Raw genomic sequence first — 17,014 nt, forward strand, 5'->3', positions numbered from 1 at the left:
CTCGGCCACGGCTTCCGGCTCGGCCGGCGCCTCAACCTCGGCCACGGGCTCCGGCTCGGCCGGCGTCTCCGCCTTGGCCTCTGCCTCGGCCTCCGCCGCAACCTCAGCCACGGCTTCCGGCTCAGTCGGCGCCTCAACCTCGGCCACGGGCTCCGGCTCGGCCGGCGTCTCCGCCTTGGCCTCTGCCTCGGCCTCCGCCGCAACCTCGGCCACGGCTTCCGGCTCAGCCGGCGCCTCAACCTCGGTCTCCGCCGCAACCTCGGTGACGGCCTCCGCCGATGCCTCCGGCTCGGTCGGTGTCTCCCCCCGGACCTCGATGTCCGGTTCGATCGTTCGTGACGCCTGCTTCGGGACGGTCACATTGTCGAAAGCAGCCGTTACCAGATCGTGTTCGTCGGTGTCCCCCGGGCGGGGTTCCGGGACCACCGCCGGGGTGGCCGGATCCGGTGCTTCCTGCTTCGGCGCCGGTTCCGGCGTCGGCTGCGAGGGGAGCTGGTCTGCACCCTCTGCCTCGGCGGGGCGCGGCTTTCGCGACCGGCCGAATGCGTTCCGCAGGAGAGTGAGAATGCCCATGTGCGCAACCCTTCGCGTGAGTTGATACCCGTCAATCGCTGGCCAGGACGGACACGTAAGGTTAGCGGCCCCAGGTTGCGATCTTGGGGAGGGTCGATGACTCCTGTCGGGCGTACGGCGGGCGAGTTCCGGTCCACTCTCAACTCCCCTCCAGTTCCTCTTGGTTCATCCATCGTTCATTCGGCGGCTGTTCGCGTGCACAACCCCGCCCCTAAGGTCACGTTCACGCCAAGAGATCGCAAGGGGAGAGTAAAGTGCGCAAGCCGCTGCCGATCGTCGACACGCCCGATGCCGCGCATCCTGGTGGGCGATCCGCCCTCACCTGCCGGTTCCGGTGTGGTAACGCCTGTTTCCACGAGGTGCCCAACACCAGCGCGAACGCCTACGTCGGCGATGTCATCGCCGGTGCCCTCAGCCGCCGCAACGCCATGCGGGCCGCCGCAGTCGTCTCCGTCGCCGCCGCGGCCGGGGGTGCCGGCGTCGCGGGGGCCCGGCCCGCTGCCGCCGCATCGCAGGGAGCCTCGGAACACACCTTCAAAGAGACCCCGGCACCGGCCTCCACCTCCGGCGCCCGCGGGCTGCGGTTCCGAGCCGTCGCGCCCGACAACGCCGACACCGTGACCATCCCGGACGGTTACGCCCAGAACGTCGTCGTCCGCTGGGGCGAACCCATCCTGCGCGGCGCGCCCGGCTTCGACCCGGACCGGCAGACCGCCGCCGCCCAGGCCGGCCAGTTCGGGTACAACAACGACTTCCTCGCGCTGCTGCCGGTGCCCGGCGAGCGGGGCAGGCAGCTCCTCGTCGCCAACCACGAGTACACCGACGAAGTGCTGATGTTCCGCGGCTACGACGCCGCCAACCCCACCCGTGAGCAGGTGGAGGTCGCCTGGGCGGCCCACGGGCTGTCCGCGGTCGTCGTCGAGGAGGACCGCGGGAGCGGGAAGCTCACCGCCGTACCCCGGCACCACCTCAACCGGCGGGTCACCGTCACCACCGAGTTCCGGCTGACCGGGCCCGCCGCCGGCAGCGACCTGCTGAAGACCTCCGCCGACCCGACGGGCAGGAAGGTGCTGGGCACCCTCAACAACTGCTCCGGCGGCACCACCCCGTGGGGCACCACCCTCCACGGCGAGGAGAACTTCAACCAGTACTTCGCCAACAGCGGCCGGGCGACGGACAAGCGGTACGGGGTCGGGACGGGGACGACCGAGCGGAAGTGGGAGCGGTTCGACTCCCGGTTCGACGTCGCCAAGGAGCCGAACGAGGTGCACCGCTTCGGATACGTCGTCGAGTTCGACCCGTACGACCCCTCGTCCACGCCCCGCAAGCACACCGCGCTCGGGCGGGTCAAGCACGAGGGCGCGACCGTGCGGCTCACCGACGACGGGCGGCCGGTCGTCTACACCGGGGACGACGAGCGGTTCGACTACTTCTACAAGTTCGCCGGCAGCAAGCGGATGCGGCACGGCAAGGGGCGTTCCGTGCGCGAGCACAATCTCTCCCTGCTCGACGAGGGGACGCTGTACGTCGCCAGGCTCACCGGTGACTCGCCCGCCATCGAGGTCGACGGCACGGGGAAGCTGCCGGGCGACGGGGAGTTCGACGGGAGCGGGGAGTGGATTCCGCTGGTGACCGCGACCGCGGAGGGGGCGGTGTCGCATGTGCCGGGGATGAGCGTCGAGGAGGTGCTCGTCTTCACCCGGCTCGCCGGGGACAAGGTCGGCGCGACCAAGATGGACCGGCCCGAGGACATCGAGCCGAACCCGCGCTCCGGCAAGGTGTACGTCGCCCTCACCAACAACACCAACCGCGGTCTGGCCGGCAACGCCCCCGCCGACGAGGCCAACCCCCGCAACGCCAACAAGCACGGGCACGTCCTGGAGCTGACCGAGCGCTGGAACCGGGCCGACAGCACCCGGTTCGCCTGGTCGCTGTTCCTGGTCGCCGGTGATCCCGAGGATCCCGCGACCTACTTCGCGGGCTTCCCGAAGGACGACGTCAGCCCGATCTCCTGCCCGGACAACGTCGCCTTCGACCCGCACGGCAACCTGTGGATCTCGACGGACGGCGCGCAGCTCGGCCACCACGACGGCCTGTTCGGCGTGGCCACGCGGGGCGACCGGCGCGGTGAGCTGAAGCAGTTCCTGACCATGCCGGTCGGTGCCGAGACCTGCGGTCCGCTGGTGCAGGACCGGCGGGTGCTGGTGGCCGTGCAGCACCCGGGCGAGATCGCCGGCGCGACGGTGGAGAGCCCCGCGAGCACCTGGCCGGACGGCCCCGGGAAGATCGTGCGGCCGGCCGTCGTCGCCGTGTGGCGCAAGGACGGCCGCGACATCGGCGTGTGAGAGAGGAACCGCGGGAGACACTCAGTGCGGGGACGCGATCGCCCGTGCCGCCGCCACCTCCTGGCGCAGGGGTTCCAGGACGCTGTCCGGTGGGCCGGTGAGGTCCGTGCGGACCGCGACCAGGGTGTCCGCCTCGCGGACGCCCTCCGCCAACTCGCGTAGCTGCAGGGCGATCTGGTCCACCTCGGCCCGGGGCGGGGGCGGTGCTCCGTGCCGTACCCGGACCCGGGCCGCCGTCGTCGCGTCGACGATGCGTTCCACGGCGACGACGAGCGGCCACCAGGCGGCGGCGCGGCGGCCGGTGGGCGGCGGCTCGGTCAGGGCGCGCTGGAACTCCGTACGGACGGTGGACAGGTCGCGGTAGAGGCGGCGGCGCATCCGGGCGCGGGCGGCCGGGTCCGCGCCCTCCTCGAAGGCCAGGTCGACATAGTCCGCGGTGTCCGCCACCGCGTCCGCGAGCCGGTCGCCGACCCCGGGTGCGCCAGCTCTCCGGCCAGAGCAGATACCCGGCGACGAGCGCGATGCCGCAGCCCATCAGGGAGTCCAGGAGGCGGGGCAGGAGCAGGCCGGTGCCCTGGTGGTTCAGTACGTCGGAGAGGAGCAGGATCACCGGGGTGACCGCGGCGGTCTGGAAGCCGTAGCCCCGGGGGGTGAGGGCGGGGATCAGCGGGGCCAGGAGCAGCATCACCGGGATGTCCGACCAGCCGCGCGGCACCAGGGTGAGGACCGTCGCCGCCACCACCAGGCCCGCCACCGTGCCCAGCGCGCGCAGCAGCGCCCGGGAGAACACCGAGCCGAAGTCGGGCTTGAGGACGAAGGTGATGGTGAGCGCGACCCAGTAGGAGCGCGGGACCGGGACCAGGGACACCAGTGCCTGCGCGATGCCGATGCACAGGGCGAGACGGATGCCGTAGCGCCAGGAGTTGGCGGACAGCACGACGTTGCGGGCGGCCCGGGCGGTGCGGATGCCGAGGGCGGCGGGGCGGCCGAGGCGGTCGTCGATACCGCGCGGATCGACGTCGGGGGTGGTGGCGACGTCGGCGACGTGCCGCAGGGCGTGGTCGACGGCCCGGGCGGTCTCGCTCTGCGGCTCGGGGAGGTCGAGTCGCGTCGGGCCGGTGTGGCCGGCGTCGATGGCGTCGGCGATCCGGTGGACCGCCGCGGAGATCTCGGGCGGCAGCGGTTTCCCGGCGAGCCGGGCGGCGGGAGCGGCCTCCACCACCGGGGTGATCGCGTTCAGCTGGGCGAGCATGCGCGTGAGCTCCCGGCTGCGGCCGCGGTACCGGGCGCGCCGGGCCAGGACCAGGTCGTACGACTGGTTCAGCGACTGGGTGACGGTGTGCCGGGCACGGTCGTACTCCTCGGCGTCGGACGTGCCGATGGCGGTGAGCTGGTCGGCGACCGTGCGGTAGGTGGCGGCGATCGCCGAGCGTTCCGGTACGCCCGAGCGCAGCGGCCAGGCCAGCAGGGCGAGCAGCAGGACCAGCAGGCCGCCGCCGGTCATCAGGACGGGTGTCAGCCACCAGGCGCCGGGCAGCGGCAGGCCCGCGCCGATCACGGAGTTGAGCAGAAGGAGGAGGCCGGAGACGGAGGAGACCGCGCCGATCGTCGAGATCATCCCGGAGATCAGCGCGATGCCGGTGATGACGACGACCGTCAGCCAGCCCTGGCCGTAGACCAGCGCGCCGAGGGTGACGCCGACGGCGCCGAAGAGCTGGGGGACCGCGATGTTGAGGATCCGCATCCGGTAGGCGTCGGCGGTGTCGCCGATGACCCCGGACAGGGCGCCCATGGAGGCGAGCGCGCCGTACGCGGGCTGTCCGACGGCGAGCCCGACGGCGAGCGGGAGGGCCATGCCGAGGGCGGCGCGGGCGAGGGCGGGCCAGTTGAGAGGTGGGGCCTGCTGGGGCCGGAGGTTCCTTACCAGCCAGTCGGGAGGGGTGAGGCCGATGGGGAACTCGCGGGACATGCGCCCATTATCGGCGCGGGTGCCGGTGAAGTGTGATGTCCACGACGAGGGCGCGGTGGTCGGTGTCGGACAGCCGCAGGAAACGGGCGCCGGTCGCCGAGAAGTCCCGGGAGACCAGGACATGGTCGATCTGGGCGCCGAACACGGCGGCGGTGGGGGCGGGCCAGCTGGCGGTACGGCCGGCGCCGCTGAGCCGGGCGCCGTCCCGCAGCCGGCCGGTGTCGAGGATGCGGCGGAAGGCCGCGTGGTCCTGGGAGGCGTTGAAGTCGCCGGCGAGGACGGTCGGGGTCGTGGTGTCGGCGGCGGCGAAGTCGCGGAGGCGGCCCAGCTCGCGGCGCCAGAGGGCGACCTGGCCGGGGACCGGGGGCATGGGGTGGGCGAGCTGGAGGCGTACGGCGTGACCGTCGACGTCGGCGACGGCACCGGGCATGCCCATCGTGCCGGGGACGCCTTCGGTGGCGCGGAGCGGGAAGCGGGACAGCAGGAGTGAGCCGGTCGAGCCGCCGGCGACGACGGCCGTGCGGTAGGGGTAGCCGGGCTCCTTGTCCAGCGTGGCCTGGCAGGTGTACTCGCACTCCTCCACGAAGACGATGTCCGGCTTCTGGCGGCGGATCTGCGGGACGAGAGAGGGGGTTCCGGCGCCGAACTCGACGTTCGAGGTGAGGACGCGGAAGGTGGCGAGCGGGGTGCCGGCCGGTTCGGCGCCGCTGCCGTACGGCTGGATGAACCAGCCGAGCGCGAGGAGCAGGGCGGCGCCCCAGACCAGACCGGGCCACCAGCGGGCGAGCAGGGTGAGCAGCAGACCGAGCAGGGTGGGGACCAGCAGCCAGGGGAGGAAGGCGAGGAGCTGGGGGACGGGGGTGACGGCGTCGGTGCCGGCGCTACGGCACCCGACGACGAGGGTCACGCCGAGGAGGAACAGGGCGGCCGCCCAGGTCGCGAGCCGGGTTCCGGGGCCGGGCGCCGTCGTCACCCGGCCGAGATTACGACCCTTCGTCCACCCGCGCCAGGAACTCCCCCAGCGCCTGGTTGAACTCCTCCGGGCGTTCCAGGTTCGGCAGGTGGGCCGCCGCGTCGATGATCCGGAGGGTGGCGTCGGGGAGGAGGGCGTGCATGGCCTCGGCGTCGGAGACGGGGGTGTACTCGTCGTCGGTGCCGGTCACCACCAGCGCCGGGACCGTGACCTTCGTCAGCAGGGGGCGGTAGTCGGGGCGTTCGGCCCGGCCGCGCAGGGCCGCCGCCGCGCCCTCGGGGTCGGTGGCCGTCATCATGCGGTGCACGTGGGCCTTCACCTCCGGGCGGGCGTAGGGCGCGACCATCTTCTCCAGGACCTCGTCGGCATAGCCCCGCATGCCCTCGCGGAGCAGGCGGTCGGCCATGGCGTTGCGGGCGAGCCGGCCCTGCGGTGTCTCCGGGGTGGGGAACGTGTCCGCGAGGACCAGGCCCCGCACGCGGTCGGTGCCGAACCGGTCGTAGCACTCCATGGCGATCTGGCCGCCCATCGACAGGCCCACGAGAACGCAGGTCTCCACCTTCAGCGCGTCGAGGAGGTCCTCGAGGTCCGCCGCGAAGCGGGAGAGCGGGGTGCGGCCGGGGGTGACCGGGGAGGCGCCGTAGCCGCGCAGGTCGGGGGCGATGACCCGGCGGGAGGGGCCGAAGGTGGTGCGCTGGGGGTGCCACATCGTGCGGTCGAAGGGGTGGCCGTGGATCAGGAGCAAGGGGGTGCGGGAGGTTTGGGGGTCAATGTCGTCGTATGCGAGGAAGGGGGGCATGTGGACGACCCTAGGCGCCGCCAACTTCTCGGTGCAATAAGATCTTTGCCCTCGGTGCAATGTGGACAGGGGGACGGGGCGTGGACGACTTTCGGGGGATCGCCGACCGGATCGCGCTGGACATCGCGCGGGGGCGGTTGCGGACCGGGCAACGGCTGCCTCCGCAGCGGGCGTTCGCGCGACGGCACGGGATCGCCGCCTCGACCGCCGGGCGGGTGTACGCCGAACTGGTGCGGCGCGGGCTGGTGGTGGGCGAGGTCGGGCGCGGCACCTTCGTCCGGGCCACCGAAGTCACCCCGCAGGGGCGCGCGCTGGTCGAGGACGGCACCGCTCGCGTCAACCTGGAGCTCAACTACCCCTCCGTGCCTGGGCAGTCGGAGTTGCTGGCGCCCGCCCTCGCGCCCCTGCTGCGGCCCGACGCGCTCGGCGACGCGCTGCGCACCGGCGCCGCCGACGGCACCCCGCGGGCCCGGGAGGCCGTCGCCGCGCTGCTCGCCACCGGCGACTGGCGGCCCGAACCCGGCCGCGTCCTCTTCACCGGCAACGCCCGGCAGGCCGTCGCCGCCACCCTGGCCTCGCTGGTCCGGCCGGGCGGCCGGGTCGGGGTCGAGCCGCTGACGTATCCGCTGGTCAAGGAGGTCGCGGCCCGGCTCTCCGTCACGCTCGTCCCGGTGGCGACGGATGAGCAGGGGCCCGTCGTCGAGTCCGTGCGCGCCGCCCACCGGTCCGCCCCGCTCTCCGCCCTCTACCTCCAGCCGACCCTGCACAACCCGACGTCCCTGACCGTGCCGACCGAGCGGCGGCTCCAACTCGCCCGGTGTGTGGACGACTTGGCGCTGCCGGTCGTGGAGGACCGGGTCTGGTCGTTTCTGGGCACCGGCCCCGAGCCGCCGCTCGCCGCGCTCGCGCCCGGCCTCGTCCATGTCGTCGACTCGCTCTCCAAGCGGGTCGCGCCCGGTCTCACCGTCGGGTTCGTCGTCGTACCGCGGGACCGGGTGGACGCGGTGGCGGCGGCCGTACGGTCCGGGGGGTGGGGGCCGGGGGCGTTCGCGCTGGAGGCGGCCGTGCGGTGGATCGGGGACGGGACCGTGGCGCGGCTCGTCGCGGCCAAGCGGACGCAGGCCGGGCGGCGGCAGGGGCTCGTCCGCGAGCTGCTCGACGGGTTCGCCGTACGGGCCGATCCGTGCGGGTACTTCGCCTGGTGGGAGCTGCCCGCGCCCTGGCGGGCGGACGGCTTCGCGGCGGCCGCGGCGGCGCACGGGATCGGGATCACGCCCGGCACCGCCTTCCGCGTCGACCCGAAACGGACCCCGGACGCGGTACGGCTCGGGCTCGCCTCGGCGGGCGAGCCCGAGCTGGTGGGGGCGCTGCGCACGCTCGCGGAACTCGCGGCGCACCGCCCCCTGGGACGTCAGTCCAGCAGTCCGTCGTAGTCGGGGAGCTTGTACGTCGTGTCGGCGTAACCGCCCGACAGGTCGGTGGCGTTGTTGCCGATGTTGGCGACGATGTCGTAGCCGTTCGCCTCGATCGCCTTGCGCTGGGAGGTCTTGAAGTCCGCGATGGACTCGGTCAGCAGCTGTGCGACCGTCCGCGCGTAGAGGCCGTCCACGGGGTAACCGACCGAGGTCAGGTTGGACTTGGTCACCAGGTTGAACAGGTCGCTGCGGGCGCTGACGAAGAACACGCTGACGCCCTTGGCGTGCGCGTCCTGGGCGAGGGGGAGCACCGGCGGGGTGGCGGGGACGGTGATGCCGCCCTCGAAGTAGGTCTCCAGCGAGGTGTTGTCGATGTCGAGGACGATCGCGAGCTTGGCGCCGGAGGTGTTGGCGGCGGCGGCACGGGAGTCGATGTAGCTCTGCGCGGGGCCGGTGACGGCGGCGACGTCGGACAGCCACTGGGCCTCGGTGACGTCGGCGGCCTGCGCCGGCAGGGCGGCGGCGATCGACAGGGCGAGGCCGGCACCGAGGACGACGGTGGCACGGCGCGCGGTGAGACGGATCATCGGGTGGGGGCTCCTCAGCTCACGTCGGCCGCCGGTGTTCCGTACCGGTGGCCGTCGTTCCGCCACGGTGCCCGGCCGGGACGCCCACCGTGTGTCCGCCGCTGGAGCGGCCGGTTACGGGATGGGCATGTTCTGGCCGGCAGGCTGTGAATCCGCCCTGAGGGAAGCGGAATCGGGCGTGTCGGGGGCCGGTTCCTGCTCCCCGCCGCGACGCCGGCGGACGTGTCCGGCGAGCCAGGCCAGCGCGGCCACCGTCAGGCCCAGGCCCAGCAGCAGCCAGGAGACCGTGCGCAGGGTGGACGTCAGGGCGTCGTAGACGGCGGCCGCGGCCGGGTGCGAGACGTCGGACGGCAGACCGGCCAGGGTGAGCCGGCGGCCGACGGTGAGGGCGAGCCCCAGCAGGGCGCCGCCCAGCGCCGTACCCAGCGCGGTCGCCAGCACCGCACGGCGGCGGTGGACGGCGACGGCGACACCGCCGACCGCGAAGACGACGGCCGCGACGGGCAGCCAGAAGCCGGCGACCTCAAGCACGTGGAACCCCTTCCGGAGTCGGTCCAGTTCCGCCGCCGGAAGTACCGCGACGGCCGTGTGCTGGACCGGGATACGGGCCGCGAGCGGCACATGGTCCTGGGTGAGCTGGTCCTTGACCTGGGCGGTGACCGGGGCGAGGTCGACGGTCACGGCCTCCTCACGCTCGTCCTGGAGCGCGCGCAGGACCGCGTCGTGGGTCGCCCGGTTGCCCGCGTCCCAGGCCAGCCGGAACGCCCGGGTCTGGGTGAAGGAGCGGACCGCCTCGCGCACGAAGGGTGCCACCGTGCCCTGCATCGGCCGGCCGACGTCCACCTCGCGCATGATGCCCTCGCCGACGGTGTCCGCCACGGCGTCCCGGACGTCCGGGTCGTCGGCGAGCGGCGCCATCGAGCTGACGTACTGTCCGGTGTCCGCCAGCCCGTAGGCCGCCCAGGCCGCCAGCGCGCCGAACGGCAGCAGCAGACAGGACAGCGCGATCAGCAGGGCCGACAGGGCGATCCGGAGACTTACGGCCCGGGTGCGCCGTACGGGCCGCGCGGGCCCTGGCGGCACTGGGGGCACTGAGGGCACGCTTCCAGGCAAGCCCCTGAGGGCAGGTCAGGCGAGCGGGGTGACTGCATCCGGGGCACGGCGGGGCGTCAGGTCGAGCCGAACGGACGACACGGCGGCCAGGGGCGGGCGGCCGGGCGCCGGAAACCCTTGGGGCGCCGCGCTCCGGTGGAGGGCTGGCCCGAACGGGTGTTTCCTGGTTCTGCGGAGGTCTCCTGCCTGGCGGAGTGGCCGGAGTGGCCGAACGGCCGGAGCGGCTCCGCAGGGGTGCCGCGGGGTGCCCTCGGGCGGCCCGGCGGCCGTGAGGGGAAGCAACCCGTGAGGGAAAAAGGGGAAACGCGTGGGCCCCGGCCGGCACGGCCGGGGCCCACGCGTGGGCGGGTGCGGTCACCGGATGCGATGGCCCACCGCGTCCTCGTGCGTGTAGAACCGGTAGAACATCACGACGAAGGCCACCGCCGCGACCGCCAGGGACATGCCGGTGGAGCGCAGGATCGACTCTCCGCTCTGGCTGTACAGGAACCCGAAGGCGATCCCTATGAACGCCGTCCACATCAGCGCGTGCACCTCCCGCCGCAGCCGCGGGGCGATCGTCAGCACACCGAACAGCACCAGCGCGAAGACGATCGCGGTCACGAAGCCGAACAGCAGGTTCCAGCCGGTGATGGGGCCGCCGCTGCGCCGGTTCGCGGCCGCCCAGTAGCCGTAGATCAGCCCGGTCACGACCGGGAAGGCCACTCTGGCCATGAAGTGGGTGTGCGGGCTGAAGATGTCGGGCGTGGGGCCGCGCCGGGGCATACCGCCGGTCGTGGGTGCCGCTTGAGCCATGAGAGTGCTCCTCTCTCCTCGCCCCCAGGTTCCAGAGCACACCTGCGGGTACCCCCTGGCAAGTCGGCCGTACGAACCGGGTACGACGGCCACGACATGCGGCGGGTCCCGGAGCGTGTTTCCCTGACTGTCGTGACCGACCACCCGGCCCCGCGGCGGTGGCAGGATCTGCCGCGCCGGCAGCCTCTGCAGTGGGCCCGGGGCCGGAGCTTCTCCTGGGCGGCGCCGTTGCTGCTGCTGGCCGGGATCACCGCGGTCGACCTCAACACCACGGAACGGTTCCGGATCATCTCCTGGATCGTGCTGGTCCCCGGGATCGCGGCGGCGATCTGCGGGGTCTGGGCGACGGCCGTGTTCGCGGTGCTGGCGGTCCTCGACTACATCGCCGTGGACAGCGTCTGGCCGCACCAGTACCAGGCCGGGCTGCCCGACTTCATCCTGGTCGCCTTCGCCGGGCTGCTGGCCATACTCGCCTGTGCGGTCCGGGCGGGCAGCGAGCGGCGGCTGCTGCACATGCGGGACATCGCCGAGACGACCCGCCGTACCGTGCTGCGTCCGCTGCCGCCGGGGTGGGCGGGCCTCGACCATGCGGAGGTCTATCTCGCCGCCGACACGGTGGCCCGGGTCGGCGGCGACTTCTACGACATCCAGCCGGGCCCGCACGGCACCCGGGTGCTGGTCGGGGACGTGCAGGGCAAGGGGCTGGGCGCGGTGGAGGCGGCGGCCGCGCTGCTGGGCACGTTCCGTGAGGCCGGCTATCACGAGAAGGACCTGGCGACGGTGGCCGGCCGGCTGGAGACCCGGATGCTCCGCCACCGGGGCCACACGGTCGCGCTGGGCCGCGACGACGGCGACCGGTTCGCCACGGCGGTGCTGCTGGGCTTTCCGCCGGGCGTACGGGACGCGGTGGAGATGGTCAACTTCGGCCACGAGCCGCCGCTGGCGGTGGGGCCGACGGGGGTACGCGCGCTGCCGCAGGGCGACGGACTCCCCCTGGGCATGGCCGAGTTGGCGACGGCCTCCGGCCTCCCGCCGACCCGCACCGTCACCCTCGCCGCCGACGAGACCCTCCTGGTCACCACGGACGGCGTCACCGAGGCGCGGAACGCGGACGGCGAGTTCTACGCGCTGCCCGAGGAGGCCGCCCGGGCCGCCACCTCCGACCCGGCCCTCCTGGTCGCCCACCTCCGCGACGGCGTACTGCGGCACAGCCGGGGCCGCCTCTCCGACGACACCACGATCTTCGCGATCCGCAGAACGGCGACGCCCTGACGGGCAACGGCGAGGCGCGGAACGCGGTGGCCGTCAAGAGGCCCGCGGGCACAGGCCCCCGGCCGGTCGTGCTCTCCCGCCTCCCGGAACACTCCCATCCCACCCCAAACCTCTCCCACACCCTCCGCTTTGCAGGCGCAGCGGTTACCGTGCTGACGTAAGTGGACCTGGGGAACAAAGGGGAGGGCCGATGCCCGGAACCGTGCTGCTGCTCGCGGCCTCGCCGACCGGCAAGGGGTGTCTGGTGGACGCGGCCTCCGTGCTCCCCGTGCTCGCGGCCGTCCCCCCGGCGATACTCTCCGGCACCGACACCGCCAACGTCGTCGAACTCGCCGACCCCCTGGAGCCGCAGGCCGTGCTGACCCGGCTGCGGGCCGCCGCGGCCGCCCCCGGCCCGCTGACCTTGTTCGTCACGGGCCAGCTGCACCTGGACCGCAAGCAGCGGCTGCCGCATCTCGCGCTGGCCCGGACCACGCCCGCCACCGTCCGCTACACCGGCCTGCCCTGGCACTGGATCCGGGAGGAGCTGCGGTTGCGGCCGGCCGGGGCGACCACGCTCGTCCTCGATCTGCACGCCGACCACGAGACCTGGGAGTGGCTGCGTACCGTGCCCCTGGATTCCGGGCGCAACAACGCCGTGCACGGGCGTATCGCACCGCCGCCGGCCCGGCGGGAGGTCGCGGCGCCGTCGTACATGAAGGCCGTGGCGACCGTGCTGCGCAGCGGGCACCGGCCGCCGATGACGCAGTTGCACCAGCAGGTGCTCGCGCGGCTCGGCGCCGAGGCCGCCGGCAGCATTCTGTTCAGCACCCACACCCCGGACAGCGGGGATCCGCACGACGTCATCAGCACGGCCGCGCGGGGCGGGCGGTACGCGGAGGCGGACGGGCTCGCCGCCCGCTGGGAGGAGGCCGCCGCGCGGGCGCACGGGCCGGCTTCCGAGGACGCCCTGCACTGGTCCGAAGTACGGGCCGACCTGGCGATGTTCGCGGGGGACGCGGCGCGCAGCTGCCGTACCTGGCTGACCGTCGCGCACGCCCGGCTGGCCGCCGGGCAGCCGGCCGACGCACCGGCCGTCGAGACGGCCGTGGACCGGGCCCACCACCAGTGGGGCGCCATCAAGGACGCGGCGCGGGCCCGTGAACTCGGGCCCGCGCTCGCGGAGTTGAGACTCAGGGTGCCGGGCCGCCGGGAAGGTGCCCTGGACCATGTCCAGCAGCATCTGCGGCAGCTTCAGACCAGCTGAGTCACCGGTACTAGCTCGTGAAGGTGAAGTACTTCCACGCGCCGTAGGTCGTGGAGTTGACGGTGTCGCCGGACGGGCCGTTGATGTAGTCGGAACGGACCCGGAAGCGCCAGCCGACGTCGTCCTTGTGGCTGCCGGTGAACTCGACCTGGGAGATCCCGCTGGTGGCCAGTGCGAAGTACTTCGAGTCGTCCGAGTACCACGTGCCCTGGTAGTAGACCTGGAAGTCGAACCGCTGCGAACGGCCGGTGTAGTAGGCCATCTTGGTGGTGAACAGCGGGTTCTTGGTCTTGTGGAAGACGTAGTACTTCTGCCCCCACGCGGTCTTCGTCTTGTACTGGCGGGTGACGGTCATGGAGACGCTCACCTTGGCGCCCACCGAACTGGAGACCGACCGCGGCTGCCAGCGGGCGTCGCCCGTGAACTTCGCGGTGACCTTGGTGTCACGCTTGAGGTCCAGAGTGGCGGACAGGTTGCCGTGCGAGTCGACCTTGCCGGACTTGACCAGCTTGTTGGGCTTGTCCGAGCCGAACGGGTCGGCCCAGATCTCCACTGTGCGGTTCTTGTACGTCGTCCCGAGGTGGGCCGTGAACTTCACGTCCTGCCCGTACGCGTACACCTTGCCGTTGTTGTTCAGCGTCAGCGTCGGCTTGGCGCGGGAGACGTCCACGGTGTCCTTGGCGGCGGCGGCCGTGTGGTCGGCGTCGCCCGCGTAGGAGACCTGGTACGTCACCTTGCCGCCGGCCGGCGGGGTGTCGGTGAAGGAGTAGGTGCCGTCGGCCTTGACCGTGACGGCGGGCAGCGCCTTGCCGTTCGGGGACTCCAGGTCGGTGCGGGTGACCGCGAGCTGGGTGCCGGCCGGGAGCGGGGTCGTCGAGGTGACCGTGCCGGTGACGGTGAGCTGCTTGGCGCGGGTCGCCGTCGCCGGGGCGTTCACCGTGACGGTGGTGGCCGCCCGGCCCGGGGTGTCGTACTCGCGCAGGGAGTACACGTCCGCGTCGTTGTACGTCACCGCGAACAGCCGGGAGCCGTCCGGCGTCCAGGCCAGGCCGCCGTCGGCGAGCGTGTCGGCGCCGCTGGACGTGCCCGTGTTGGGGAAGTCGTAGGTGCGCACGGCCTCGCTGCTGCCCGGGTGGAAGATGTAGACGTCCGGGTCGTACCAGGCGAAGCTGCCGCCCGCGACCGTGCCGTCGGGCGCGATGGCGACCGCGTTCGGGTAGGCGGTGCTGGTGTACTTGCCGTCCTCGCTGAGGTCGGAGGTCTTGTACACCTGGTGGTAGTACGGCGCCCCACTGGCCACCACGACGTCCTTGCCGTCGGGGGTGACCTGGAGGTCGTTGACGTTGCTGCCGTCGGTGCGGATGTGGGCCAGCTGGGTCGCGGTGCCCGACGAGACGTCGTAGGAGGTCAGCGAGGCGGGGCTGGTGTCGCGGTCGCCCGCGACCAGGATGTCGGTGCCCGGTGCCGCGTCCAGGACGGGAGCCGAGTACCAGCTGTTGTCCTGGTTGAGGGTGACGTCGTGCTGGTCGTTCGTCAGGTCGACGGAGCCGATGTTGCCCTCGGCGGAATCGCCGTAGCCGAACCACAGTTTGCCGTCCGCGAGGGCGACGCTGCGCGGCTTGTCGCCCACGGCGTAGCGGGCGGTCTCGGCGTCGGTGGCGGTGTCGATGACGGCGACGGCGTCCAGGTCCCGGACGGCCGCGTAGAGGGTGCCGGAGTCGGCGGACAGCTCAAGGCCGGTGACACCGGAGAGGTCGGTGGTGAGCTGCTTGAGCACGTTGCCCGAGTAGTCGGTCACCACGATCTTGCCGTTGCTCGGGTCGCTGATGAAGACCTGCTGGTGGACGCCGTCGACGACGATGTCACCGGTCGACTTGACCGGCAGCGGGGCGCTGGTGTCGGCGAAGGCCGGTGTGGCGGCCAGGGCCGCGGAGCTGAAGAGGACCGCCAGGGTGGTGGCGGCCGTGACGGTGCGGGTGCGCATACGCACGCTGATTCGAACCCCCCGGATCGAACGAAGTGGGTGCCACGGACCGCGGCCCACATGTGTGCGTGTGCAGTGGGCCGCGTGTGGCGGATGCGATGAAGACTAGGACATGCCACTGACAACCAGCACCGGGGTTCCTCCGCCGCGGTTCGGGCCGGGCGTATGCGCCGAAGCCGGCTTCACCTGGGCGAGCCGGTCGTCGAACCGGGAGCGGGAACGAAGTGCCCCCGGCGGGACGGCGGTTGTCCCGTCGGCGGGTGAGAGGGGTCAGCGGGGGGCGTGTTCGGCGGTGGCCGGGGCGGTGGAGCGGGAGCCGTCGTCCGTCGCTCTGGCCGGGCCCGCGTTCGCGGCCGTGATGAGTGCGGCCACCGCGATCACGGCAGCTGCCACACTACGGACGGTGGGGGTCCCCCCGATCGAGCGAAGCCGGGAGTGGGGGAGTGCGGTGGGGCGTGCGGATGTGCGTCCGAGCACGGCGACCTCGCAACGACAGGGGCGGGTTAAGCGTGTTTAATTCGCCGTTTAACCTAGGGGCTTACAGAGCTCAACGGCAAGGGGTCCAGGGGGAGTTGGGGGGAGTGACAGAATGCAGGAACGGGACGATCCGGTGACCGTCGGGCGGCGGGTGCAGCAGCTGCGCACCGAACGGGGGCTGACCCAGCGGCAGCTGGCCGAGCCGGCCTACACACCGGCCTACATCTCCACACTGGAGGCCGGGCGGGTACGGGCCTCCGACGAGGCGCTGCGGCACATCGCCGGGCGGCTCGGCGTCGGCTTCGAGGAGCTGGCCAGCGGGCGCCCCGCCCATCTCGCCACCGACCTCAGGCTGCGGCTCACCGAGGCCCAGCGCACCCTGGCCACCGGCGCGGCCGAGGAGGCCGCCGCCCTGTACGCCGCCCTCTTCGAGGAGGCGGAGGCGCACGGGCTGACGGTCGAGCAGGCCACCGCGCTGCTCGGGATGGGCGAGTGCGCCCTGGACACCGGCGAGCTGGGCCGGGCCCGGGAGTTCTTCGAACGGGCCGAGCTGTGGACGGCCGACGAGCCGCTGCCGGTGCGCGTCCCGGCGATCCGCGGCCGGGCCGTCAGCCACTATCTGGCCGGTGAACTCCGCTACGCCGTCTACCTCCTTGAGACCACGCTCGACGAACTGAACCGCAGCGGGCTGCATGACCCCGACGCGCTCCTGCTCCTCTACGCGTCCGCCATCGGCCCGTACATGGACATGGGCGCCCACGCCCGCGCCGCCCAGGCCGCCGAACTCGCCCTCGCCCTCGCCCCGCAGGCCGGCGACCCCGCGCTGATCGCCCGGATGCACCGCTCCGTCGCCCGCACCCTGCTCGCCGAGGGCCGGGTCGCGGAGGCCGACGCCTCGCTGGCCAAGGCCGCCGAGCTGTACCGCCAGCTCCAGCTCCGCACCGAACTCGCCAACTGCCACTGGATGCGTGGCTACGTCTGCGCCCAGAACGGTGAACTGGAGCGCGCGGAAGGGGAGTTGCGAGAGGCCCTGGCGATGCTGTCGGAGACCCGGGCGGCCCTGTACCGCAGCCAGGCCGCCGTAGAGCTCGCCGACGTACTGCACCGCCGGGACAAGTCCGAGGAGGCCGCCGCACTGCTGAACGACGTGCTCGGCGACTTCTCCTCCGAGCGCGGCGCGGTCCACGCGGCCGCCGCGCACCGCCTGCTCGGCATCATCGCCGAGGACGCCCGGGAGACGGAGGCCGCGGAGGAGCACTACGTCCGCGCCCTGAGCCTGCTGGAGCGGGCGGGCGCGGCCGGCGACCTGGCGGACCTGTGCCGGCTGCTGGGGGATCTGCTGCGCCGCACCGGCCGGGTGGAGGCGGCCCTGGACGCCTACCGCACGGGCCTCGGCCACCGTACGGCCCCCGGCACCACGACCCTGGGCCCGGCACCGGCCCAGCCGCCGCTGTAGGGGCCGCCGC

The 17,014-nt window shown here is 73.0% G+C and carries 12 protein-coding genes and 2 pseudogenes; 5 read left to right on the top strand and 9 right to left on the bottom strand.

Features of this window, described 5'->3' with window-relative positions; genetic code table 11:
• Positions 1-573, bottom strand: a pseudogene (locus tag ACGFZQ_RS31615) (Toxic cation resistance protein); the annotation flags it as partial.
• A gap of 254 nt (positions 574-827) precedes the next feature.
• On the opposite strand from ACGFZQ_RS31615, the gene ACGFZQ_RS31620 reads away from it, so the two are divergent.
• Complete coding sequence (locus ACGFZQ_RS31620) at positions 828-2,918, top strand: PhoX family protein (protein WP_393843174.1); 2,091 nt, start codon at positions 828-830, stop codon at positions 2,916-2,918.
• A 21-nt stretch (positions 2,919-2,939) separates the two neighbouring features.
• On the opposite strand, the pseudogene ACGFZQ_RS31625 reads toward ACGFZQ_RS31620, so the two are convergent.
• The 3 genes and pseudogenes from ACGFZQ_RS31625 to ACGFZQ_RS31635 all read right to left on the bottom strand — a co-directional run bounded on the left by ACGFZQ_RS31625 (position 2,940) and on the right by ACGFZQ_RS31635 (position 6,659).
• A pseudogene (locus ACGFZQ_RS31625) lies at positions 2,940-4,887 on the bottom strand (FUSC family protein).
• Between the two features lie 7 nt (positions 4,888-4,894).
• Entirely contained in the window at positions 4,895-5,860 is a 966-nt protein-coding gene (locus ACGFZQ_RS31630) for an endonuclease/exonuclease/phosphatase family protein (protein WP_393843175.1), read from the bottom strand.
• A 10-nt stretch (positions 5,861-5,870) separates the two neighbouring features.
• Positions 5,871-6,659 (bottom strand): alpha/beta fold hydrolase, encoded by a 789-nt coding sequence (locus tag ACGFZQ_RS31635; protein ID WP_393843176.1) that lies wholly within the window; start codon positions 6,657-6,659, stop codon positions 5,871-5,873.
• Positions 6,660-6,739: 80 nt separating this feature from the next.
• Between ACGFZQ_RS31635 and ACGFZQ_RS31640 the strand changes: the two genes are divergently transcribed.
• A complete protein-coding gene (locus ACGFZQ_RS31640) occupies positions 6,740-8,092 on the top strand; it encodes a PLP-dependent aminotransferase family protein (RefSeq protein ID WP_393843177.1) in 1,353 nt (450 codons plus the stop codon).
• Here ACGFZQ_RS31640 and ACGFZQ_RS31645 read toward each other — a convergent pair.
• The 3 genes from ACGFZQ_RS31645 to ACGFZQ_RS31655 form a co-directional block, all read right to left on the bottom strand.
• Complete coding sequence (locus ACGFZQ_RS31645; RefSeq protein ID WP_393843178.1) at positions 8,071-8,661, bottom strand: HAD family acid phosphatase; 591 nt, start codon at positions 8,659-8,661, stop codon at positions 8,071-8,073. The two genes, ACGFZQ_RS31640 and ACGFZQ_RS31645, sit on opposite strands and share 22 nt — an antisense overlap.
• A 114-nt stretch (positions 8,662-8,775) precedes the next feature.
• Positions 8,776-9,744: a hypothetical protein gene (locus ACGFZQ_RS31650; RefSeq protein WP_393843179.1), complete on the bottom strand. Its 969-nt coding sequence runs from the start codon at positions 9,742-9,744 to the stop codon at positions 8,776-8,778.
• A gap of 384 nt (positions 9,745-10,128) precedes the next feature.
• Positions 10,129-10,569, bottom strand: coding sequence for a hypothetical protein (locus tag ACGFZQ_RS31655; protein WP_393843180.1), 441 nt, complete (start codon positions 10,567-10,569; stop codon positions 10,129-10,131).
• Between the two features lie 96 nt (positions 10,570-10,665).
• On the opposite strand from ACGFZQ_RS31655, the gene ACGFZQ_RS31660 reads away from it, so the two are divergent.
• Positions 10,666-11,841: a PP2C family protein-serine/threonine phosphatase gene (locus ACGFZQ_RS31660; protein WP_393843181.1), complete on the top strand. Its 1,176-nt coding sequence runs from the start codon at positions 10,666-10,668 to the stop codon at positions 11,839-11,841.
• Positions 11,842-12,031: 190 nt separating this feature from the next.
• Positions 12,032-13,087 carry a hypothetical protein gene (locus ACGFZQ_RS31665; protein ID WP_393843182.1) on the top strand — a complete coding sequence of 352 codons (1,056 nt, stop codon included), beginning with the start codon at positions 12,032-12,034 and terminating at the stop codon, positions 13,085-13,087.
• 10 nt (positions 13,088-13,097) lie between these two features.
• On the opposite strand, the gene ACGFZQ_RS31670 is transcribed toward ACGFZQ_RS31665, so the two are convergent.
• Both ACGFZQ_RS31670 and ACGFZQ_RS31675 read right to left on the bottom strand, forming a co-directional pair.
• A complete protein-coding gene (locus ACGFZQ_RS31670) occupies positions 13,098-15,071 on the bottom strand; it encodes an Ig-like domain repeat protein (RefSeq protein ID WP_393843183.1) in 1,974 nt (657 codons plus the stop codon).
• Positions 15,072-15,341: 270 nt separating this feature from the next.
• The gene (locus ACGFZQ_RS31675; RefSeq protein ID WP_351738298.1) at positions 15,342-15,464 is read right to left on the bottom strand and encodes a hypothetical protein; all 123 of its coding nucleotides are present in this window, start codon (positions 15,462-15,464) and stop codon (positions 15,342-15,344) included.
• Between the two features lie 196 nt (positions 15,465-15,660).
• On the opposite strand from ACGFZQ_RS31675, the gene ACGFZQ_RS31680 reads away from it, so the two are divergent.
• Positions 15,661-17,004, top strand: coding sequence for a helix-turn-helix domain-containing protein (locus ACGFZQ_RS31680; RefSeq protein WP_393843184.1), 1,344 nt, complete (start codon positions 15,661-15,663; stop codon positions 17,002-17,004).
• Positions 17,005-17,014: the final 10 nt, after the last annotated feature.

It is taken from the genome of Streptomyces sp. NPDC048254, assembly GCF_043201895.1.
GTDB lineage: Bacteria > Actinomycetota > Actinomycetes > Streptomycetales > Streptomycetaceae > Streptomyces.